This is a genomic window from Bifidobacterium apousia, from assembly GCF_007559275.1.
Taxonomy (GTDB): Bacteria; Actinomycetota; Actinomycetes; order Actinomycetales; family Bifidobacteriaceae; genus Bombiscardovia; species Bombiscardovia apousia.
The window spans coordinates 109957-132093 of sequence record NZ_VMHK01000001.1; the positions used below are offsets into that span (position 1 = coordinate 109957).

Sequence of the window (22137 nt, forward strand, 5' to 3'; positions counted from 1 at the left end):
TTCTCAACAGGTTGGGGAACCCGGGTCTGTGGCTCGTGTTCCCCGCCTGCTGGAAGGTCGCTCGCCTTATAGGTTCCGGGAGGATGGGTTTTCACATGAGCCATCGAACAGCAGCTGAGGCAGGGGCGCAGAAGAAGAGGAGATCCGAGATCACCAAACGCAACGAACGGACGGGTTGGGCATTCATGATGCCTTTCTGCATCCTCTTTGCGATTGTCTTCATCATCCCCATTGCCTACGCCGTCTATATGAGCTTCTTCCAGCAGGTGGCCTCGGGCGGCGGCGCCTACGGCGGGGGCGAGATGATCAATAAGTTCGTCGGGTTGGAGAACTTCCGATTTACAGTCACCTCCGCGGCCTTCTGGACCGGCATCGGCAGGGTCCTGATCTACACGGTCATCCAGGTCCCGGTCATGATCATCGCAGCCCTGGCCCTGGCCATGCTTCTGGATTCCTTCATCGTCAAGCATGTCACCCCTTATCGGCTGGGCTACTTCCTTCCCTATGCCATCCCGGGCGCGATCGCGGCCATCATCTGGGTGTTCCTTTACAACGACCAGTTCTCGCCCATCGTCAAGGGCCTGGCAGCCATAGGAATACACGTCAACTTCTTCGCATCCAACGCTCTGATCGCCTCCATGGCCAACATCACCACCTGGACCTTCACGGGCTACAACATGCTGATCTTCCTGGCAGCCCTCCAGGCCATCCCGCGTGACCTCTACGAGGCTGCTCGAATCGACGGAGCCAATGGCTTCCAGATCGCCATGAGGATCAAACTCCCCAACGTCAGGGGGGCCGCCCTCCTGGCCATGCTCCTGTCCATCATCGGCAGCATCCAGCTCTTCAACGAGCCCCAGGTCATGCAGACCGTCGACAAGGGCATATCGAACTCCTACACCCCCATGATGATGGCCATGAACACATCACGGGGCATCCTCACCCCCAAGGGTGACGGTCCGGCTTCAGCCATCGCAATTGTCATGGCGCTGATTGCCGGGGTCCTTGCCGCCCTCTACGCATACATCGAGAGGAAGGTGAATGAATCATGACCTCGGCCAATCCCGCACGCCTTGCAAAAAAGCAGGACAAGCTCCTCAAGCAGAAGGCCGATGAGCTGCCTCGCTCCATGAGACCCACCAAGGTGGTCAAGATTACCACCATCGTGGTCCTGGTCTTCGCTCTGATCTACTTCCTCTTTCCCATCTATTGGGCCATCATCGCCTCTACCAAGTCACCCTCCCAGCTGGTCAGCAGCAACGGCCTCTGGTTTGCTGTCGACCTGAAGAAGATTCCCCAGGCGGTGGCCACCAACTACTCGATCCTCCTGGGCTGGACCCACTCGCAGTTCTGGCACTGGGTCTTCAATTCCTTGATCTATTCAGGGGTCTCCGCCCTGATCGGCACGGTGGTTTCGGTCATGGCCGGGTATGGCACAGCCAAGTTCCAGTTCCGGGGCAGGGGCGTCGTCATGACCATCGCCATGTCTGCCCTGCTGATGCCCTCGGCGCTGATGACCATCCCCCAGTACTCCATCTTCAACGCCCTGCATCTGAGCAACACCATGCTGGCAGTGATCATCCCCTGCTCGGTCTCGCCCTTCGGTTTCTTCCTGGGAAGGGTATACGCCCAAAGTTCGGTACCTACCGAGCTTCTGGAGGCGGCCAGGATCGACGGTGCCGGTGAGGCCAGGATCTTCTTCACGATTGTGCTCAGGATTCTTGCGCCCGCCATGGTCACGATCTTCCTCTTCCTCTTCGTGGCCACCTGGAACAACTTCCTCCTGCCGCTGATGATGCTCTCCAGCGAGAACCTCTTCCCAGTGACCCTGGGCCTCTATGGTCTGGTCTCTCTGCCGGTCTTTACCGATCGAGGGGCGCTGATGATGGGGTCCCTGCTGGGTGTTCTGCCGGTGATCATCCTCTTCTTCTGCCTGCAGCGGTTCTGGCAGGCTGGACTGACCGCCGGTTCGGTCAAGGAGTAAGAGTCCACGGCTGCACACAGTTTTTCAGTCATTCCGTTACGAGATATTCCAAGGAGATTCGATTCAATGACCACGACCGGGCGCTTTACCCTGCCGGGCGAAGAGAACTTTGCCGAAAAGACCAAGGAGCTGGCCAAGCTCTGGGGAGCGGATGCCATTCGTAACTCGGACGGCACCCGTTTGGACCAGGAGCTGCTGAACTTAGGGATGAAGGTGTACAGCGCCTACTTCCCTACTCGCGCCCACAACGAGTGGATCAGCAAGCACATGGACGAGACCCCGCAGGTCTACCTCATGTCTGAGCGCGTACTGGCCCACGAAGACCAAGTGCAGATTCCCTTGATGGACCGCTACTTCGACCAGCAGCTCAGGCCCAACAGGGATGCCGACCCCCACCGGTACTGGGAGGTCATCGACCGCACCGCCGGACGGGTCCTGGACCAGTCGGAGTGGAGCCTGGATCCGGATCAGGACTTGGTTCGCGTGACCGGGGCCACCTCCATGCATGAGTACACGGCGTCCTTCCTGGCCTACATCATCTGGGATCCGGTCGAGATGTACAACCACCTGACCAACGACTGGGGCGACAAGGAACACGAGATTCCCCTGGACATCTACCACCCTGCCACCCGAAAGTTCGTCATGGATGCCTATTGGCAGTGGCTGGATGAGAACCCGGCGACCGACGTGGTCCGGTTCACCACCTTCTTCTACCAGTTCACGCTGATCTTCGACCAGCTCCACCGGGAGAAGCTGGTGGATTGGTTCGGATATGCCTGCACGGTCTCCCCCCAGGCCTTGGACGATTTCGAAACCCGGTACGGTTACCGTCTGCGTCCAGAGGACTTCATCAATAAGGGCAGCTACAACTCCTCCTTCTGCATTCCTGGCAGGGCGCAGCGTGATTGGATCGATTTCCTCTCGGATTTTGTGCGGGAGAATGTCAAGACCATGGTCGATATGACCCACCAGGCAGGCAAGGAAGCCATGATGTTCCTGGGAGACCAGTGGATCGGCACCGAGCCCTACAAGCCGGGCTTCGAGAAGCTGGGTCTGGATGCTGTGGTCGGGTCCGTGGGCGACGGTACTACCCTGCGCATGATCTCCGATATTCCAGGGGTCCGCTATACCGAAGGTCGTTTTCTGCCATACTTCTTCCCTGATACCTTCCATGAGGGCAACGATCCCAGCATCGAGGGGCTGGACAATTGGCGCAAGGCCCGTAGGGCCATCCTGCGCAGCCCCATATCGCGCATGGGCTACGGCGGCTACCCATCCCTGGCGGCCAAGTTCCCCAAGTTCGTTCAGACCGTGGCCCGCATCGCAGACGAGTTCCGCGATCTGCACGACAGGATCAAGGGGAGGGCGGCACAGGGCCAGCTCAATGTGGCGGTGCTGAATTCCTGGGGCGCCATGCGTTCTTGGATGGCCTACACGGTGGCGCACGCCCTGCCTAACAAGCAGACATACTCCTACTACGGGGTTCTGGAGGCACTGTCGGGCATGAGGGTGAACGTCCGCTTCATCAGCTTCGACGACATTCTGGCCCACGGCGTGGATCATGACCTGGATGTGATCATCACCGGTGGTCCGGCCGATACGGCCTTCAGTGGTGGCGGGGTCTGGAAGAATCCTGCCCTGCTGGAGACCCTGCGATCCTGGGTCGACGGGGGAGGGGCCCTGGTCGGCATAGGCCAGCCGACTGCTCTGGAAAGAGAGGGGCGCTTCTTCCAATTGGCCGACGTTTTCGGCGTTGATCAGGAGCGCTTCCACACCCTTTCGGTAGACAAGTACTTCCCGAAGGTCACCGAGAAGCACTTCATCACCGCCGATCTGCCCGAGGACGGCAAGGCGGACTTCGGAGAGCCAGTGGTGAACACCTACCCCATCAACGGGGATGTCACCCTGCTCAGGGCCGACCAGGGTCAGGTGCAGCTGGCGGTCAACCAGTATGGCATAGGCCGTGGGGTCTACCTTTCCGGACTGCCCTATTCGGCCGTCAACGCCAGGCTTCTTGAACGGATCCTCTTCTACGCCAGTGGGCAACAGGACCGGTACGGGGACTGGAGCTGCACCAACCCTCATTGTGAGGTGGCCTACTTCCCACAGGAGGGTGTCTACTGCGTCGTCAACAACACCGACCAGCCCCAGGAGACCAGCGTTCGTCAGGCGGACGGCCAGGTCAGAGATATTGTCCTGGAACCCAGCGCCATGGTCTGGCAGCAGGCATAAGGGCAGGTTCGGCAGGAAAGGGGCTATTATGACGACGGTTCAAGATCAGGAGCTGGCCGCGGTTGCCGCTCGCTACCCCATCGAAGGGCGTGTGGAGAGCATTGCCCCTTATGGAAACGGGCACATCAATCAGACTTATCTAATACAAACGGACAAGCGTCGTTACATTTTGCAGCGAATGAACACCTCGGTTTTCCCTGATACGGCCTCCCTGATGCGCAACATCGAGTTGGTGACCGAATTCCTGCGCTCGCAGGGCCAGGAGACTCTGGATATCATCCGCAATAGAGAGGGCAATACATACTGCGAGCTGGCAAGTGGGGCTTGGCGGGTCTATGCCTTCATCGAGAACACGATTTCCTACGATCTGGTCCCCAGCCCAGAGGTCTTCAAGGAGGCGGGCCAGGCTTTCGGACGCTTCCAGAACTCCCTGGCGCTCTTCGACGCCTCGCAGCTGACCGAGACCATCGCCCACTTCCATGACACCCCCAAACGGTTCGAGACTTTCAAACGGACTGTTCAGGAAGATATCAAAGACAGGGCATCCACCTGCCGAACCGAGATCGACTGGTATATGGAACGTGCCGACCAGTACCCGATCATCATGGAAGGGCTGGCCGATGGATCCATTCCACTCAGGGTCACCCATAACGACACCAAGCTCAACAACATCCTGATGGATGCCGCCACCGGTAAGGCCAGGGCCATCATTGACCTGGACACGATCATGCCTGGATCCATGCTCTTCGATTTCGGCGACTCCATCCGTTTCGGCGCCTCGACAGCCCTGGAGGATGAGCGTGATCTGGATAAGGTTCATTTCAACCCCGATCTTTACCGTGCCTATGCTCAAGGGTTCCTGGGAGCCGTGGCCAGAAAGGCCGTGGACCGGGAGCTGAGCCTCTTCCCGGCTTCCTGCAGGATTATGACCCTGGAGTGCGGCATGCGCTTTCTGACCGACTACCTTCAGGGCGACACCTATTTCGCTACCGCCTACCCGGAGCACAATCTGGTGCGGACCCATACCCAGATGCGCTTGGTTGAGGAGATGGAGGCTGACGATGCCCAAATGCAGGAGATGACCGCCCAGGTGGTCGAAGAGGTGAGGAGCTGATGCTGAAACGGGTTTACCGGAGCCTTGACGCTCTGATCGGGTACGCCTGTGCAAGTCTGGACCTGGACCCGTCCGATGTCGACTGGGTTCGCAATCAGATACTGGCGCTTTTCTCCTTGGACTCCTACGATTCCGGGGATGGACCTGCTGATCCCGCCTCTGGTGGCGTCGATGATCTCCTGGAATCCTTTATACAGGCTTTGGAGGGTGCCGGACTTATGGCTCAGGATGATGCCCCTTCCATGGCAGATACGGTTATGGGAATCCTGTCCTCCAGGCCATCCCATCTGCAGTGGCGCTTCACACAGGTGGAGAGGGCCCAGGGTGGTATGGCCGCCATGCACTGGTTCTATGACTATTGCGTCAAAAACACCTACATCAAAAAGTCCCGCCTGGATAGGAACCCTCGTTTCTCATCCGGGGGCGTGGTGGTCACCGTCAACCTGGCCAAGCCGGAATTCAAGGATATGAAGAAGGCTGCGGCGGGCAACAGCACCGCAGGAGGGTACCCCAAGTGCACAATCTGCCATGAAAATGAGGGCTTCGCCGGGCGTGACAAGCGTACACTGCGGACCATCCCCCTGACTCTGGGTGGGCATGACTGGTTCTGGCAGTTCTCGCCCTATGGGTACTTTCGCGAGCATGGCATCTGTGTCAACGCTGATCACACCCCCATGCACGTGGACCAGGACACCTTCGGGAACCTGCTGGATTTTGTGGACCGTTTTCCCGGCTACTTCCTAGGCTGCAACGCTGCCCTGCCCCGCATTGGCGGATCCGTTCTGGCCCATGACCACTATCAGGGCGGAGGAGAGCGCCTGCCTATGCATCAGGCCAGGGCTTGGCGAACCTTGCACTTGGACGGCCATCCTGATACCCCTATCGAGATTCTGGACTGGCCGGGGACCGTGGTCAGAGTGGTTTCGCCATTGCGGCAGGAGATTATCGAGGCCAGCGAGACCATCAGGCAGGCCTGGGTGGATTACGATAACCCGGACCTGAACATCACCAGCCAGGGATCAGAAGGGCGGCAATCAGCCCTGTCGCCCACCCTGGTCAAGACCGACCGAGGCTACGAGATGAGCCTGATCCTGCGTAATAACGGTGTCAGTTCGGAGTTTCCTGATGGCATCTTCCATGTGCATCCGGAGTTCTATCCGGTCAAGCAGGAACCCATTGGCCTGATTGAGGCCCAGGGGCTCTTCGTCCTGCCCGGAAGGCTGCTCGGCCAGCTTGCCTGCCTGGAAGAGGCCCTGGTGGCAGGTACCGGGCTTCCCGAACAAGTAGCCGACTTCAGCCTGGAGTATGGCGAAATTACTAAGACTCTGCAGGGTTCGCATGATCCAGACAAGGTACATGAGGCCCTTAAGAGTGAGATCGGCAGTGTCTGCGCCCGGATCCTGGGCAACACCGCAGTCTTTAAGCGGCCCGAGCAGACCGAGGGGTTCCTGCGGGGGCTGGGTTGCCGGTAGTGGCGTAGATGAATAACACCAATGACAGGGGATGACCGATGGATGAAACAATCATGGGCGGACACCAGCCGATCGCGAGGCCGGGTGCCACGGACTCCTGGGAGACCCTGCGTACTCAAGTAATGGAAGTGCGCCTCAGGCCCGACTTTCCTTCGGTGATTGACTATCGGTTGAAGACGCCTCAGGCTGAAAGAACCATGCTTGGGCAGGTCCGGGATCTGCGTCTGGTGGCCATCAACGGCATCGAGATTGAGCTGGGTCCCGATCGGGTGGAGCTGGAGCGGGAGAATGAGACCAGTCTGGTATATCGACTTCATGTGATTGCTGCAGGTCAGGGGATCGATGTGGTTTTGGCGATCCGTATCTCAGTCGAGGACGCCTCTCTGAGATTCGAAGTGATCTCCATCCGGAACCAGGCCTGCCCCGATCATCTAGTCCAGACGGTGGCCTTCCCCGGACAATGCCTGATTTCCGTGGCCAGTACTCAGGCGCATGCGGAGTTTACCGGCGCTCGCATGTCTGCGGACGTCTCCATCAGTGGTGATGTACACCGGGCGGTCACCGAGCAGATGGAGGAGGACCCTATTGGGCAGGACTACATGTATGGTTTCCTCTCTGCGGATGGCCTCAGTGCCGGCCTCTGGAGCAACTCCGAACATGACGGGACCACTGCCAGCAAAACGGGAACCGGTGGTGCGCAGAACACCAGGGTTCTGGCGGTTCGCGACCAGGTGGACGGAGTCACCGTCCTCGGCCTGACCAGCGCACCTTGGATATACAACCGGGTGGTCCAGGATTCCCATGGACGCTCTTATACGGTCGGGGAGACGGACAAGCCCGCCATGGCCGTGGCTCTGGCCGGAGACCTGAATGATGACGGGGTGGTCAACTGGCAGGATGGTGCCATCGCCTTCAGGCACATCATGAACAATCCGTACGGTTCTGATGATATCCCGGATCAGGTGGCACGACGCATAGCCATGAACTTCGGCTCTCAGGCCCAGAATCCCTTCATGACAACCTTGGATAATGTCAAGCGGGTGGCCCTGGCCACCGATGGCCTAGGTCAGTCCATACTTCTCAAGGGATATGGCAACGAGGGCCACGACTCTGGCCATCCGGACTACGACGACATCGGTCGACGAATGGGCGGAGTCCAGGACTTGAATGCTTTGATGGACAGGGGCAAGGCCTATGGGGCCCGGTTTGGCGTCCATGTCAATGTGGACGAGATGTTTCCCGAGGCCAAGGCCTTTTCTGAAGACATGATTCGCAGGGACGACAAGGGCGGTCTCTGCTACGGCTGGAACTGGCTGGATCAGACCGTTGGTATCGATGGCATCTACGACCTGGCCTCGGGTGCCAGGAGGGAGCGCTTCGCCGCACTCGCCCGTGAGGTCGGTGACAGGATGGACTTCGTGTACGTGGATGTCTGGGGCGATGGGACCTCGGGGGAGGAGGATTCCTGGCAAACCAGGCAGCTCTCGAAGATTTTGACCGATAACGGGTGGGGGATTGGCACGGAGTACGCTTCGGCCAACGAGTATGACGCCACCTTCCAGCATTGGTCCCTGGATTTGACCTATGGATCCCCCCGCGACAAAGGTGAGAATTCCCAGGTCATGCGCTTTCTGCGCAACCACCAGAAAGACAGCTGGATAGGTGATCACCGAGCCTTCGGAGGCGCAGCCAACGCCCCGCTCCTGGGCGGCTACAGCATGAAGGACTTCGAGGGCTGGCAGGGGCGCAATGACTTCGATGCCTATATGGATAACCTCTACACCTGCGACCTCTCGACCAAGTTCATCCAGCACTTCAGAATCATGGCCTGGTACAACGACCCTATCAATGTCGATTCAGTACGTGACTCGACCAAAAATCAGGGGAACGAACAGATCGAGCTGGTCAATGATCAAGGTGACAGACTGATCATCTCCAGGGGTTCCAATGAGCAGGCATCGCCCGCTTACCGCGAGCGCACGATGAGGCTGAATGGCTGCGTGGTGCTTGTCGGCGATCTGAAGGCCAATGACCCCAAGGCCGACAAGCCTGGGATTGAAACTGGAACCGGCGAAGGGGCGTATCTGCTGCCCTGGGTCTGGAATGCCAAGACAGGTGACCTGCTTGATCCAGATGAGCAGAAGCTCTACCACTGGAATACTGCAGGCGGCTCGACCGCCTGGGAGCTCCCGGAATCGTGGCGCGATGCCTCTACCGTCATTGTCTACCGGCTGACCGACCAGGGCAGATCGGAGTCAAGGGAGATTCCGGTGGTGCAGGGGAGCCTCACCCTGGATGCCAAGCCCAGAACACCCTACTTGGTCTGCCGGCATGCGGGCCAGGGAGTCCAGATGGACTGGTCGGGAGAGCATCTAGTGGATGCAGGGTTCAACGGCGGCGAAAGGCTGTTCCAGTCGGTCTGGTCCGTGAAGGGGCCCGGGCGTGCCTCAATCACCAAGGGCCAGTGCGCCAATCCCATGCTCAGGCTTGAGGATTCGGTCTGTGCTGTGCAACCCCTGACCAACCTGGTGCCAGGTAGACGGTATGCCCTCTATCTAGGGCTTGACAACCGTGGCGGCCAGGTCGAGCTGAGTATAGAAGCGGACCAGGGTGGGGTGCTGGCTCGCAATATGAGCGGCCCGAGCATTGCCAAAAACTATGTCAAGGCCTATGCTCACAACACCGATGCTCCAACGACTGACGGCAGCAGCTACTTTCAGAATGCCTATCTCTTCTTCACGGCGCCTAAGGGTGGGCAGACCTGTCTGTCCTTGGCGCATGAAGGGGATGGTGTCGCGTATGTCGACGACATTCGCCTGGTCGAGAACGACTATGACGGCATCAGCCTGGACCAGGACGGTCATCTGATTGAGCTTACCTGTGACTTCGAGAATAACGTCCAGGGGATCTGGCCCTTTGTGGTAGCTGGGGCCGAAGGGGTGGAAGACAACCGAATCCACCTGGCCCAGCTGCATGAGCCCTTCACTCAGGCCGGGTGGACGGTCAAAAGGATGAATGATGTCCTCCAGGGTAACTGGTCTCTGAAAGTCAACGGTCTGACTGGAAGACGCGCTCTCCTCTTCCAGACCATTCCCCAGAACGTCCCCTTTGCGCCGGGCCGACACTACAGGGTCTCGTTCGATTACCAGTGCGGATCAGACGGCATATACGCCCTGGCAACAGGAAGAGGCGAGTATTCCGGTGAGAACTCGAACCTGCATCTGCATCCCCTGCACAAGGCTCTGGGGGTCACTGCCAAATGCGAGTTCGAGCTGACTGGCGATCCGAATGGCGGTACCTGGTTCGGCATTTACTCCACTGACAGACAACCAGATCTGGAAGGCAGCAGCGGCTCGGAGGCCAACATGGCTGGCTACCAGGATCTGGTTGTCGACAATCTGTGGATTACCAGTCTCTAGTCAAAGATTCCTGAGTCAAGAAGGAAGAGGCTACAAGGGCATCGGAATTCTTCAACCAGGGCTGATTATTAGCCTCGACTAGATTCGCCTCTCTGAATGGTCCGTGAAGCAATCTGTGCGAATTCATCCCAGAGTGGTTCCGGTATTTCATGGGCCATTCCAGAGTAAATATGCAGTTCTGAATTCCTGAGTAGCTGGGAAATCCGAATGCCGGCTTTAGGGCTGAAGAAGGGATCGCGGCGTCCATGAATGATTGCTGCTGGCAGGGTCAATTTGCCGAGCTTGTTTTGGTCCAGACTGAAGGAGTTTGTTGCAGCCTGCTGCCTCCTCCATCCGTCGGGTCGATAGCAACGGTCATACGTCAGCGCTCCCAGTTGGCGGGCTTTCTCTTCATTGAAGGGATAGGCAGAATTGACATGACAGGCTTTTTCTCGTGATACGAAAAGATCGATGGCCTGGTCGCGGTTCGATGCGACATCGAGACCGGCGTTGTTACCTGACTCGGCAGAGTCGGCAGTCGACATCCATTCCTTTCCCCAGGATGGGGCCGTGAACATGATGACGGCTGAGCTAATGCGATCGGGATAATCGACCAGAACCTCTTGTGTGATCATTCCGCCCATTGATTCGCCCATGATGTTGAAAGTCTTGAGCTTTTCTGCATCTGCAACCGCCAAGACATCATTGGCCATGTCGGTAATGTCATAAGCTTTGTCAGTTTGGTCGGGAGTTCCTGTTTGGCTGGATAGACCGACATCCCTATTGTCAAGTAAAATGGTCTGAATGCCCAGATCGTTCAGTTTCTGCACGAATCCTTTGTCCCAACCAACTAGTTGAGCTGTGTATCCTTCAATCATGATCAGGGCAGGCCCATCGACAGGACCATACTTTTCGTAATAGATGGATATGTCACCGTTGTGAGCATAGGGCATGATATTTGCTTCCTTTCATACAGTAATTTTTTAAGTACTATGGTCACTTGACCGAACGAATCAGCATCGCAAAAATTCCGCCGAGCAACGAGGTCACGATGCCAAACACGAAGACAGACACATAGGAGCCGGTGGCATTAATGAGCGTAGAACCGATCAGGGGGGCTACTGCTGCCGGAACCGAGGTGGCAATGGCTAGGATGCCAAGATCCCTGCCCTCGTTGGCCTTATTGGGCAGAACCAAGGACATGACCGCAATATCTACGGCGAAGTAGACGCCGCCTGCTGCCCCATTGATGGCCGCATAAATCAGCATTCCTGTCCAGCTATGCATAACGAGCGGGACGACGAATGAAGTCATGAAGACCAATGAGGACAGTGCGACAATCAGTTTTCTGCGGTTGAGGAGATCTGCCACCTTGCCGAAGACCACAATTGCGATTATCTGGGCGATGGTGGAGATGGTCGAAACCGTGGCAACCCCTGCCGTGGCGTTGTTGCCGGGGAGGTTTTTAGTGCCAATGTAGTCAGTCAGAATAAAGAATGTGAAATTGGATATGGCAAAAGATGCAAAGTAGAAAGCGAACCTTGATAGAAAAGCCATAGAGAAGTCCCAGTGGAGAAATGCAGAGAAGAAATGTCCTACAGCATTGAGGCTCCAACTGGAATGTTGCTTTCTCGCTGGTTTAGGCATATCCAAGGACGGGGCTTCTGGAGCAAAAAGGCAGAACAGAAGTGAAGCCAGAAGAATGAAAGCTCCAATGATCACGTATCCCCAGTGCTGGCCGGTTCGTGATACCACGTTGACGAAAATTAGGATGCCAAACGGAAGACCCAACCCAGTGACCGAAGAAGCTACTCCTCGGTTCTCCTCAGGAATCCTGTCGGGAATTACCGCGTAGATAACGCCCTGAAACCAGTTGGCGAAAAACCAGACCAAACCCGCGAAAACAATAACCATGGCGATGCTGGTCATCATGCCCATTCCAACACACATGAGTGCTGTGCCTATTGCGGAGAACATCAGCCAGGGCGTCCGCTTCCCAAACCTCGAACGTGTTCTGTCTGAAATAGCAGCGCCAATGGGAAGGATCACAGTGCCAACGATTGACTCGACCAGTGAAGCCACGGCTGTGTCATGGACCTTATTGGTCGCATTGATGCTGACGATCTGAGCAGGCAATAGAACTTGATTGATTGCTTGGTACACCCCATATAGTCCAACTATGGCTGGGAACAGAAGTACAAGAATCCGTGTGACGCTTACGGGGCGTCTGACGCTGACCGCTTCCTCGTTTTTCACAGTTGATCTCCTTCGCTCATCTTGCATCCTCGCAAGTAACACGTATTAGTAACACGTGTTACTAAGTTATAATAAACTGATCTAGGATTTTGTCAAATAGAGGTGTAGAGGGGCATCCGCATGAGCAGACGAAAGGCGAAAAGTCAGGATGTGGCAAATCGAGCTGGCGTTTCCAGAACAACGGTCAGCTTGGTGCTTAATCACCGCGCTGCCAACATTCCTGAGCAGACCCGCAAAAAGGTTCTTCAGGCAGTCAAGGAGCTCGAATTTATTCCATCTGCAGCAGCAAGGACCTTGAGAAAGGGCAAAGGATCAATTGTGCTCTGTCTGACAGTCAACGCTGAGCCTTCCTCCCGTGCGGATGAAGCATGGAGCTCCTTGAGCGAGAAACTTCATGATCGAGGCCTGGTTTGCATCTTCTCGAGAACTGCGGGTTCAACCACTCCGCTCCGTCAGCTCTTGTGGGAGATAACTCCGAGCGTAGTCGTGCCTTTTTTTGATCTGAGTGTCGATGACAAAGCCATGCTACAGCAAATGGGTATACCTGTTGTAGAGTTTTTTAGGCCGCAGAATAAAGAGGCAATAAAGGGCCAACCCATTCAGTTGTTTGCCGATTTCCAGGTCCAGCTCGGTACAGTTCAAGCGAATTATTTATTGAATAAAGGGTGTGACAAGATTGCCTATGTAGGGACTGCGACTCCGAGTAGTAGCGCCATGATGAACGATCGTATAAAGGGTGTTCGTAGAGCCCTGGAGGCAGCAGGTCTTGAACTGGTTTCCAATGGAAGTATTTCTCTTCACGACAACGGCCAGTCGGCTAAATTGATGGTCGAGAGGCTTAGAGAGGCAGAATGTGACGGGGTCTGTGCTTTCAATGATGAGCATGCTGCTCCGATTATGGCTCAAGCACAAAAGCAAGGTATACGGGTTCCTCAAGATATGCGCATAATTGGAGTGGACAATGAGCCAATCAGTGCTTATCTGCAGCCTGCATTGACCAGTATCGATTACGACAGCATCATCCCTGCATATCTCGATAGCATTGTTGCGGCATGTAACTCGTCTGCAAAACCGGCTCCAGTTGAGCGCAACGATGCCACCTTGTGGGTGGTCGAACGAGAATCTGCATGATATCAGGGGATAGTGCTCAATGCTGAGCAGAGACAACAGTCCACGCTAGAGTGACAGCTGGCTCTTCCTATCAATCCGTCATTCAGGCTCGTCGCTGGGTCAGCTGGTAGGCCGTCAGAAGGACGATCAGCCAGATGGGCCCGGCGATGACGGCTACCCGGTAGCTGGACGAGAAGCACATGAGCACCACGATCATGGCCAGGAAAGCCAGGACCGCCCAAGGGGTCACCCGCGCAAAGGGCAGCTTGAAGTGCAGGGCGTTCACAGCGCTCTCACCGGTCTTGCCCGTCAGGTCGCCCGGCCCCTCGCCTCGTGCCACGGCACGCCGGAAGAGCATCTCGGTCACCATGATCATGGACCAATTGATGATGGCCGAGATCGTGGCGATGCTCATCAGATAGTTGAAGGCGAACTGGGGCCAGAGGAAGACCACGACCACGGCCAGGGCGATGATGCAGGCCGAGGTCAGCACTCCTGCGTAGGGCACGCCGCCCTTGGACAGGCGGCTCAGGTACCGGGGGGCATTGCCCTGCCGGGCCAGGGAGAAGAGCATGCGGGAGTTGGAGTAGAGGGCCGAGTTGTAGACGCTCATGACCGCCGTCAGGCAGACGAAGTTGAGGATGCCTGCGGCCGCGTGGACTCCCACCGAGTCGAATATCTGGACGAAGGGGCTGACGACCATGCCCTGTGCGTTGGGCTTGCCGATGGCATTCCAGGGGACTACGGCCATGATCACCCCAAGCGTCAGGATGTAGAAGACCAGAATCCTCCAGATGATGGCGTTGGTGGCCTTGGGGATGGTCCGACGGGGATCGGAGGCCTCTCCGGCGGTGATGCCGATGAGCTCGGTGCCGCCGAAGCTGAACATGACCACCGCCAGCGACATGAGCAGACCGGTCCACTGGCCATTGGCCCCGTGCCGCATGAGTCCATTGGGCAGGAACCCGCCGCCTACAGTGAACCAGTTGGCGAAGGAGGCCCGCAGTCCGTTTGCGGTGGGCAGGGCCAGGATGATGACCGCCAGACCTCCGATGATCATGGCGATGATGGCCGCGATCTTGATGATGGCGAACCAGAACTCGAACTCGCCGAACTTGCTGACTCCCATCAGATTGGCGGCCGTGATGACTACCAGGAAGAAGGCCGCAGAGACCCAGGCGGGGATTGCCGGGAACCAGAAGTTGACGAAGGTGCCCACCACGGACAGCTCAACCATGGATACCAGCACGTAGTTCATCCAGTAGTTCCACCCAGAAACGAACCCTGCCCGCTTGGACCAGTAGCGGGTGGCGTAGTAGCTGAAAGCGCCGGACTTGGGGTCTTCCACGCTCATTTCGCTCATGGCCCTGACGATCATGAAGATGGCCAGACCGCCTATCAGGTAGGCGATGATGATGGCCGGCCCTGCCAATGAGATGGATTCCCCGGACCCGTAGAAGAGTCCCGTTCCGATGGCGCCGCCCAGCGAGATGAGCTGGATGTGCCTGTTCTTCAGGGTTTTGCGCAGGTTCTTGCCCTGCGACTCCTTGGGTTGATCCATGGGGATGTCATTCCTTAGGTGGTAGTGGTCAGCTGAATGTGACCGGCTGACAGGGCCAACCCTATAGGAGCCGGTCCGAGCGGAATGAGTATGCCTTTGCATTGTGGAACAGAAGCGTCCGTCATATGAGACGGTCAATTCACCGGATGGTGACCGTCAGGTCCTACCATGGGCGTCGGTGCCTGCCGTCTGCTCCCGGTTATCGACACCTCTGTGGTATTGCTGTCCTACCGGCCTTGATGGGATATCCCTTTCTGGACGGCGATAAGTAATGGGTTGTGAAGACAAGGAGGTGCAGTCGCATGAACCGTACGGGCAATGGCCCTTTGGCACAGCAGAATCAAGGTGACAGCGCCTCGGCAGGCGACGGCATGGAACGCGGTCTGAGCAACCGTCATGTACAGTTCATCGCCATCGGCGGCACCATCGGCACCGGGCTCTTCCTGGGGTCGGGCAAGTCCATAGCCCTGACCGGTCCCTCCATCATCCTGGTCTACATCGGGGTGGGGCTGATCATGTACCTGCTCATGCGGGCCATCGGCGAGCTCATGTATCGCAGCCCCGTCCAGCACACCTTCATCGCCTTCATCAGCCGCTACCTGGGCCAGGGGTGGGGGTCCTTCGCCGGCTGGTCCTACTGGATCGTGCTCATCCTGATCGGCATGTCCGAGCTGACTGCCGTGGGCACCTACTTCGTCACTTTCTTCGGCACCTTCGGCATTGATCTGAGTGCCTGGCGGGGTCTGATCGAGCTCTGCTTCCTGGCGGCCATGGTGTGCATCAACCTGATTGCCGTGCGGGTCTTCGGGGAGACCGAGTTCTGGTTCTCCATGATCAAGATCACCCTGATCCTGGCCATGATCGCCACGGCCGTGGTCATGGTCATCATGGGCTTCCACTATCCGGCCGTTCGCATGCCGGGCCAGGATCGGATCAGCCCGGCCGGTCATGCGGGCCTGGACAACATCACCACCGGCCTGAGCATGGCGCCCAACGGGTGGATGGCCTTCTTCATGAGCTTCCAGATGGTCTTCTTCGCCTACGAGATGATCGAATTCGTGGGGGTCACCGTCTCCGAGACCCAGAATCCCCGCAAGGTCCTGCCCAAGGCCATCAACCAGATCATCCTGAGGGTGCTGATCTTCTACGTGGGCGCCCTGGTCGCCATCATGCTGATCGTGCCCTGGCGCTCCTTCCGCCCCAACGCCGACGGCAGCTTCACCTCGCCCTTCGTCATGGTCTTCCGCTACGCCGGCGTCGACTGGGCGGCCGCCCTGGTCTTCTTCGTGGTCATCACGGCAGCCAGTTCCTCACTGAACTCCCTGCTTTACTCCGCCGGCCGCAACCTCTTCCAGCTGGCCGCCGCCGGCCACTCTCCGGTGATGCGCAGCCTGCATACGATCTCGCGCCGCGGCAAGGTGCCCGCCCGGGCCATCATTCTGTCTGGGGTGTTGATCCTCTTATCCCCGGTGCTACATCTGCTGCCCGGCTTCGAGAACACCTTCGTCCTGTTCACCTCCTGCTCGAGCGCGGTCATCATCTTCATCTACATTCTGACCCTGCTTGCTCACCGCCGCTACCGGACCAGCCCGGACTTCATGCCTGACGGGTTCGTCATGCCGGCCTACCGGGTGACTGGAGCCGTTGCCATCGCCTTCTTCGTCCTGATCTACCTCTCGCTCTTCCTGGCTCCCGACACCAGGTATCCAGCCATACTGGGATTGGTCTGGCTGCTGGTCTTCGGCGGCATCTGCCTGTGGAAGCACAGGGGTGAGCCGTTGCCGGGCGACTGACCGTCTGCGAGCGCGGGCGCATTATATGGCCTCAAAACACTATAAACAAGTCTGTTTTTCCACTTGTGCTTGAGCTAGATTGATTTTCGGTAGTTGTCAAATCGGCCCTCGTTTCTCGCAGGTTCGATTACGAGGGACTGACGAAGGAGATCATCACCCATGGTTGCACAGGTCGGCAGGACACGAGTGGCCAGGACCGCTGGCTCCCTGCTCTCATGCCTGCTGTTGGCCCTGATATTCCTGGTCCTGCAGACCCCGCAGTCGGCCATGGCGGCGAGCGGAGCCACGGATTATGACAGCTGGGCCCAGGTGGCTGGCTCAGTATCCCATCAGTTGGATAGAGGGTGTGAGGACTATGCCCGGGGGGATCATGCCGGGGCGGCCTCGCAATTCATGGGGGCCTACAACGTAAGCTATGTGGGATCCGGATTCGTCTCGGTGGTCGAGTCGACCCTGGGGCAGGATAGGCGCAACGCTCTGGATGGGCAGTTCCAGGCCCTGCAGAATCAGGCCTATGCCCCGGATGCCGGGCAGGCCCTGACCCAGGGCAGTGAAAAGCTCAAGGCCGATCTGGCTGCTGCGGCCACCCAGCTGGATGCCACCCAAGGGCTGGCCAATCCCCGTGCCTACGCCAAGGCCCAGCAAGAGCAGATCAAGGCGGATCGTCGACGGCTGGACGCAGCCAAGAAGCATCGGAACACCGGCAAGGGCGACCGGACCTGGACCCAGGTGGCCCACGAGATGACGCCCATTCTGGATCAGGCGCTCGCCCAGGCTTCCAAGGGACAAGGCCAGGCGGGATCCGACCTGGTCAACAAGGCCTACTACCAGTATTACGAAAAGCTGGGCTTCGAGAAGAACGTCATGAACGCCATCAGTGGCAACAGGGTCTCTCAGGTGGAATACCAGTTCAAGGAGACCCGGATGGCCATGGTGGCCGGCAAACCGGCCAAGACCCTGGTGAACGACCTGAAGAGCATGCTGGTCGAGGACGCAGCCACTCTGGACGGGGGCGCCGCAGACCAGGTCAATGGGTGGACGTCCTTCCTGACTTCCGCCTTCGGCCAGGCTTTCGTGGTTCTGCTGAGGGAGGGTCTGGAGGCCATCCTGGTGGTAGCGGCCATCATCGCCTACCTGGTCAAGGCCGGCCATAAAGACAAGGTTCGGCACATCTACTGGGGCATTGCGGCAGGTCTGGTGGCCAGCGGGCTGGTGGCCCTGCTCTTCACCCTGCTCTTCAACGGGAACGGTCCCCAGCAGGAGATCCTGGAGGGCGTGGTGGCCCTGGTAGCCATGCTCATGCTGCTCTACACCAGCAACTGGATGCTGTCCAAGTCCTCTGTGGAATCCTGGAACCACTACATTCAAAGCCGGACGGTGGCGGCCATCTCGAAGGGCAGCGTGATCTCCCTGGCCCTGCTCTCCTTCCTGGCGGTCTTCAGGGAGGGGGCTGAGACGGTCATGTTCTACCAGGCCATCTTCGCCATGGCCCCTGGCGGCTCACGGGAGATCTGGACCGGTTTTGCAGCTGCCGCCGTGGTCCTGGTCATCGTCTTCGTGCTCATCCGCTTCACCTCGGTCAAGATCCCCATCCGGCCCTTCTTCATCATCACCAGCCTGCTCATGGCGGTCATGGTGGTCATCTTCGCCGGGGGCGGCGTACATGCCCTGATCGAGGGCGACCTGGTGCCGGCCACCTATCTGCCCGGTGTGCCCACCAGCGACTGGATCGGGCTGTATCCCTACACGCAGACCATCGGCGCCCAGATTCTGGCGGCCCTGGTCGTGGTCGTGCTGGCAATTGTGTCGACCCACCGCCTGCACAAGCAGGAGCTGTCACGGTCGAATCAGGACTCCGGCGGGTCGACGTCGGCAACCGTTCTTCAGACGGAAACCGAGCAGGCCGCCGAAGGAGCTGTGCCCTCTGAGGTCACGGCATCCATGCAAACACCAAAGAGCGAAGGACAATCATGAAGAAGAGACAATTGACCGCCCTGGTCGCGCTGGTGCTCTCAGGCACCCTGGCCCTGGCGGGGTGCGGCTCCAGCGGGTCAGGCACCCGTGAGGCCCAAGCGCCTGAGGCCTCCGGTGCCTCCCAGTCTTCGGCGGGCAAGGGGGCCGGGTTCGAGGAGATCCCCATCCCGCCCGACGATCAGCAGAAGGGCCCCCTGAACATCGGCACGGTCTTCTTCCAGCCCATCGACATGGAGCCCGCCTCCATGGGGCTGAAGGCAGCGGATGCCAGCCTGCACCTGGAGGCTGACATCCACGCCCTGCCCAACAACAACCTGGGCTATGCCAAGGGCGAGTTCGTTCCGGATCTGACCGTCAACTACACCATTCAGAACAAGGATGACCCCAACGACAAGCAGTCTGGCACCTTCATGCAGATGAACGCCTCGGATGGCCCGCATTACGGGGCCAACATCAAGATGGAGAAGGCCGGATCCTACAAGCTGACCTATTCCATCGACTCTCCTGAGAAGAAGGGCTGGATGCTGCACGTCGACCCGGAGACCGGCGTGAAGGGACACTTCTGGACCGAGCCCATCGTGGTCAGCTGGGACTGGGACTACACGCCCCACCAGTGGTAAGCTGCCATGCACCATGCTTGAACAATTTGTCACGGTCTTGCCGGGGACGCTGGCCCCGGCCCTCCTGGTCATGGTTTTCAGCGTGCTTCTGGGGGTTGGCGAGGGCCGCGATCGGCCCCGCTCCTCCTCCTGGCGACTGATTGGCCTGGGGGTCGGCGTGCTGGGGGCGTTGGTCTTTGCCCTCCTGCGCGCCACCGTGATCATCAACCGCCGGACCATGGTCAACTATCCGACCCTGGTGGCTTGCGTTCTGGCCGATCTGGCGGCCATCGCGGTGGTGCTGGCCGCCGACCGGCTGGTTTCAGACTGGCATCGCCGCCCCTGGGCCATGGATCTGGCCAACGCTCTGGCAGCCCTGGCCATAGCCCTGACCGCCTTCCGAGCCCTGCCTGATGTCATCCTGCAGCTTACGGCCTTTGTGGAGCCGGGGGAGCCGGTGCTGACCTCGGCCATGCTCCTGCGGGCCCTGGGCTTCCTCCTGGGTCTGGCTGCCGCTGTGACGGTGGCTGCCATTCTGAGGACCATGCATACCTCCTGCCCCCGGATAGCCTTCCGTCTGGCCGCCCTGCTCATGGTGGTCCTGCTGCTGGTCCGGCACGGCGTAGCCTTGGTGGCCCTGATGCAGACGACCGGCCTGGTTCTTCTGCACGGCTGGGCCTTCCGGATCATGGCCCTGGGATACAACGCCGACCTGATCCTGGTTCTTGCCCAGGTCCTGGTCTTCATCATTCCTGTCCTGGCTTGCTTGGTTGCAGGCTGGCGCATGCCGGTGACCGGAGCCTCCACAGCCGACGACCGCAGCCACCGGGCCTTCCGCCGACGGGCCCTGGCATCGGCGGTCTGGAGCCTGGTGGCCATGATCGGCGTCACCCTGGCCCTGACGGTGGGTACCGCCAAGGCCCACCAGGTGCCTGTGCTCTCGCCTCCGGAGAAGTATTCCTTGACCTCCGATACGGCTACCATCCGTTTCTCCCAGGTGGAGGATGGCCACCTGCATCGATTCAGCTACCGGGCCAAGGACGGCACCGAGATGCGCTTCATCATCATCCGCAAGAATGGCGCAGCCTACGGGGTAGGGCTGGATGCCTGCGATAACTGCGGGGATGCGGGCTACTACGAAAAAGACGGCAAGATTATCTGCAAGAAGTGCGACGTAGCCATCAACCTGGCCACCATCGGGTTCAAGGGCGGCTGCAATCCCGTTCCCTTGCCTTACAAGACAGGCCGAGGGGCCATACTGATCAGCACCGCCGATCTGGATGCCCTGTCCTCGCACTTCAAGAGCTGAGAGAAGGAAGGAGCGGTTGTTATGTTCTTCATGCGAATGATGCTGCGGTCATTCAGCCGCCAGTTCGGGCGAAGAATGCTCATCGCCGTCACGGTCTGCCTGTCGGCCTGCGTGGCCACGGCCATGCTGGGGGTGGTCTTCGACGTGGGCGACAAGCTCAACGCGGAACTGTCCACCTACGGATCCAACATCACGGTCCAGGCCAAGGCGGATGCTGTGGTCTCCGACCTCTACGGCGACCAGGAGGGCGGTCCCTCAGGCGACGAGTCAATGCCGACCGCCTTTCTCAAGGAATCCCAGGTGCCCAAGATCAAGACCATCTTCTGGGCCTACAACATCACCGACTTTGCTCCGCGCCTGGACCTTCGTGGCACCGTGGACCAGGTCGGCGCCCCCCTGGTGGGCACCTGGTTCGGTCGGAGCGTCAAGGTCGACAGCGGCGAGAGCAGCACTGCAGGTCTGAAAGGCCTTCGGCCCTGGTGGAAGGTTCAAGGACGTTGGCCCAAGGATGGGGCCGTATCCGGCGGCAAGTCTGAGGCCATGATGGGCAAGGAGCTGGCTGCACGACTGGGTGGCCGTCAGGTTGGCGACCAGGTCAAGGTCGGCCTGGGTAATCAGCAGCGGACCGTCACCGTTGTGGGCATCTTCGACTCTGGTGATTCGGATGCTTCCTCCCTCTATCTGCCTACCAAGCCGTTGCAGGAGATGTCCGGCCTGACCGATCAGATCGACCAGGTGGAGGTCAAGGCCCTGACCACGCCCGAGAACGACCTGGCCCGCAAGGCCGCACGAAACCCAGCTGCCCTCTCCCAGGACGAGTGGGAGACCTGGTACTGCACGGCGTACCCCTCCTCTATTGCCTACCAGATCGAGGAGGCCATCCCCGGGTCCATGGCCAAGCAGGTCAGACAGGTGGCAGCCCTGCAGGGCGATGTTCTGCAAAAGACCCAGGCGGTCATGATCCTGATGACTGTGCTCAGCCTGCTGGCGGCAGCCATCGCCGTGGCCAATCTGATGGCATCCTCCATATCCGAGAGGTCCTCGGAGTTTGCCCTGCTCAAGGCCTTGGGCGCCACTGACGGGGCCGTGTCCCGACTGGTGCTGGCCGAGACGGCGCTGATCGCCTTGGCTGGGGCTCTGGTCGGCGCCCTGCTGGGCTCCGGAGTGGCACAGATTGTGGGCAGAGTGGTCTTCGGCTCGGGCATCACCATGAGGCCCATGGTCTTCGTGCTGGTCTTCGTGCTGCTGGCCCTGACCGTGCTGCTGGCGTCTATTTCGTCCATCAGATCGATTCTGCGGCTTCGGCCGGCGGAGGTACTTCATGGCCGCTGATCG

At 58.9% G+C, this 22137-nt stretch carries 15 protein-coding genes; 12 read left to right on the forward strand and 3 right to left on the reverse strand.

The window, feature by feature from the left end:
* The first annotated feature begins 95 nt into the window (after positions 1-95).
* From FPK30_RS00370 to FPK30_RS00395, 6 genes are all read left to right on the forward strand, one after another.
* Positions 96-1052 (forward strand): carbohydrate ABC transporter permease, encoded by a 957-nt coding sequence (locus FPK30_RS00370; protein WP_373924693.1) that lies wholly within the window; start codon positions 96-98, stop codon positions 1050-1052.
* Positions 1049-1984, forward strand: a complete 936-nt coding sequence (locus tag FPK30_RS00375) for a carbohydrate ABC transporter permease (RefSeq protein WP_024627072.1) — start codon at positions 1049-1051, stop codon at positions 1982-1984. Before FPK30_RS00370 ends, FPK30_RS00375 begins: the two co-directional genes overlap by 4 nt.
* 66 nt (positions 1985-2050) lie before the next feature.
* Positions 2051-4216, forward strand: a complete 2166-nt coding sequence (gene gnpA / locus FPK30_RS00380) for a 1,3-beta-galactosyl-N-acetylhexosamine phosphorylase (RefSeq protein ID WP_144084842.1) — start codon at positions 2051-2053, stop codon at positions 4214-4216.
* A gap of 28 nt (positions 4217-4244) precedes the next feature.
* On the forward strand, positions 4245-5330 hold the full coding sequence (locus FPK30_RS00385; RefSeq protein WP_144084843.1) for a phosphotransferase enzyme family protein: 1086 nt from the start codon (positions 4245-4247) through the stop codon (positions 5328-5330).
* Positions 5330-6802 carry a UDP-glucose--hexose-1-phosphate uridylyltransferase gene (locus FPK30_RS00390; RefSeq protein ID WP_144084844.1) on the forward strand — a complete coding sequence of 491 codons (1473 nt, stop codon included), beginning with the start codon at positions 5330-5332 and terminating at the stop codon, positions 6800-6802. Before FPK30_RS00385 ends, FPK30_RS00390 begins: the two co-directional genes overlap by 1 nt.
* 38 nt (positions 6803-6840) lie before the next feature.
* Positions 6841-10221 (forward strand): endo-alpha-N-acetylgalactosaminidase family protein, encoded by a 3381-nt coding sequence (locus FPK30_RS00395; protein WP_144084845.1) that lies wholly within the window; start codon positions 6841-6843, stop codon positions 10219-10221.
* A gap of 68 nt (positions 10222-10289) precedes the next feature.
* On the opposite strand, the gene FPK30_RS00400 is transcribed toward FPK30_RS00395, so the two are convergent.
* Both FPK30_RS00400 and FPK30_RS00405 read right to left on the reverse strand, forming a co-directional pair.
* Positions 10290-11153 carry an alpha/beta fold hydrolase gene (locus FPK30_RS00400; RefSeq protein ID WP_144084846.1) on the reverse strand — a complete coding sequence of 288 codons (864 nt, stop codon included), beginning with the start codon at positions 11151-11153 and terminating at the stop codon, positions 10290-10292.
* A 43-nt stretch (positions 11154-11196) separates the two neighbouring features.
* Positions 11197-12456, reverse strand: coding sequence for an MFS transporter (locus FPK30_RS00405; RefSeq protein WP_186279306.1), 1260 nt, complete (start codon positions 12454-12456; stop codon positions 11197-11199).
* Positions 12457-12576: 120 nt separating this feature from the next.
* Here FPK30_RS00405 and FPK30_RS00410 point away from each other — a divergent pair, with 120 nt between their 5' ends.
* Positions 12577-13587: a LacI family DNA-binding transcriptional regulator gene (locus FPK30_RS00410; protein WP_144084848.1), complete on the forward strand. Its 1011-nt coding sequence runs from the start codon at positions 12577-12579 to the stop codon at positions 13585-13587.
* Positions 13588-13669: 82 nt separating this feature from the next.
* Here FPK30_RS00410 and FPK30_RS00415 read toward each other — a convergent pair whose 3' ends face one another.
* Entirely contained in the window at positions 13670-15127 is a 1458-nt protein-coding gene (locus FPK30_RS00415) for an amino acid permease (RefSeq protein ID WP_144084849.1), read from the reverse strand.
* Between the two features lie 302 nt (positions 15128-15429).
* Between FPK30_RS00415 and FPK30_RS00420 the strand changes: the two genes are divergently transcribed.
* The 5 genes from FPK30_RS00420 (at position 15430) to FPK30_RS00440 (ending at position 22134) form a co-directional block, all read left to right on the forward strand.
* The gene (locus FPK30_RS00420; protein ID WP_144084850.1) at positions 15430-16920 is read left to right on the forward strand and encodes an amino acid permease; all 1491 of its coding nucleotides are present in this window, start codon (positions 15430-15432) and stop codon (positions 16918-16920) included.
* A gap of 159 nt (positions 16921-17079) precedes the next feature.
* Positions 17080-18894 carry an FTR1 family iron permease gene (locus tag FPK30_RS00425; protein WP_144084851.1) on the forward strand — a complete coding sequence of 605 codons (1815 nt, stop codon included), beginning with the start codon at positions 17080-17082 and terminating at the stop codon, positions 18892-18894.
* On the forward strand, positions 18891-19514 hold the full coding sequence (locus tag FPK30_RS00430) for an iron transporter (protein ID WP_110417790.1): 624 nt from the start codon (positions 18891-18893) through the stop codon (positions 19512-19514). The genes FPK30_RS00425 and FPK30_RS00430 overlap by 4 nt, the downstream gene beginning before the upstream one ends.
* A gap of 13 nt (positions 19515-19527) precedes the next feature.
* Positions 19528-20802, forward strand: a complete 1275-nt coding sequence (locus FPK30_RS00435) for a DUF2318 domain-containing protein (protein ID WP_144084852.1) — start codon at positions 19528-19530, stop codon at positions 20800-20802.
* Between the two features lie 21 nt (positions 20803-20823).
* Positions 20824-22134 (forward strand): ABC transporter permease, encoded by a 1311-nt coding sequence (locus tag FPK30_RS00440; protein ID WP_144084853.1) that lies wholly within the window; start codon positions 20824-20826, stop codon positions 22132-22134.
* The last annotated feature ends 3 nt before the right edge of the window (positions 22135-22137 follow it).

Bases quoted from the DNA above. Each gene is read 5' to 3' on its own strand.
- FPK30_RS00440 (WP_144084853.1), top strand. From the start codon at position 20,824: ATGTTCTTCATGCGAATGATGCTGCGGTCATTCAGCCGCCAGTTCGGG.
- FPK30_RS00415 (WP_144084849.1), bottom strand. From the start codon at position 15,127: ATGGATCAACCCAAGGAGTCGCAGGGCAAGAACCTGCGCAAAACCCTG.
- FPK30_RS00425 (WP_144084851.1), top strand. From the start codon at position 17,080: ATGGTTGCACAGGTCGGCAGGACACGAGTGGCCAGGACCGCTGGCTCC.
- FPK30_RS00420 (WP_144084850.1), top strand. From the start codon at position 15,430: ATGAACCGTACGGGCAATGGCCCTTTGGCACAGCAGAATCAAGGTGAC.
- FPK30_RS00370 (WP_373924693.1), top strand. From the start codon at position 96: ATGAGCCATCGAACAGCAGCTGAGGCAGGGGCGCAGAAGAAGAGGAGA.
- FPK30_RS00390 (WP_144084844.1), top strand. From the start codon at position 5,330: ATGCTGAAACGGGTTTACCGGAGCCTTGACGCTCTGATCGGGTACGCC.
- FPK30_RS00400 (WP_144084846.1), bottom strand. From the start codon at position 11,153: ATGCCCTATGCTCACAACGGTGACATATCCATCTATTACGAAAAGTAT.
- FPK30_RS00410 (WP_144084848.1), top strand. From the start codon at position 12,577: ATGAGCAGACGAAAGGCGAAAAGTCAGGATGTGGCAAATCGAGCTGGC.
- FPK30_RS00375 (WP_024627072.1), top strand. From the start codon at position 1,049: ATGACCTCGGCCAATCCCGCACGCCTTGCAAAAAAGCAGGACAAGCTC.
- FPK30_RS00385 (WP_144084843.1), top strand. From the start codon at position 4,245: ATGACGACGGTTCAAGATCAGGAGCTGGCCGCGGTTGCCGCTCGCTAC.
- FPK30_RS00395 (WP_144084845.1), top strand. From the start codon at position 6,841: ATGGATGAAACAATCATGGGCGGACACCAGCCGATCGCGAGGCCGGGT.
- FPK30_RS00430 (WP_110417790.1), top strand. From the start codon at position 18,891: ATGAAGAAGAGACAATTGACCGCCCTGGTCGCGCTGGTGCTCTCAGGC.
- FPK30_RS00435 (WP_144084852.1), top strand. From the start codon at position 19,528: ATGCTTGAACAATTTGTCACGGTCTTGCCGGGGACGCTGGCCCCGGCC.
- gnpA (WP_144084842.1), top strand. From the start codon at position 2,051: ATGACCACGACCGGGCGCTTTACCCTGCCGGGCGAAGAGAACTTTGCC.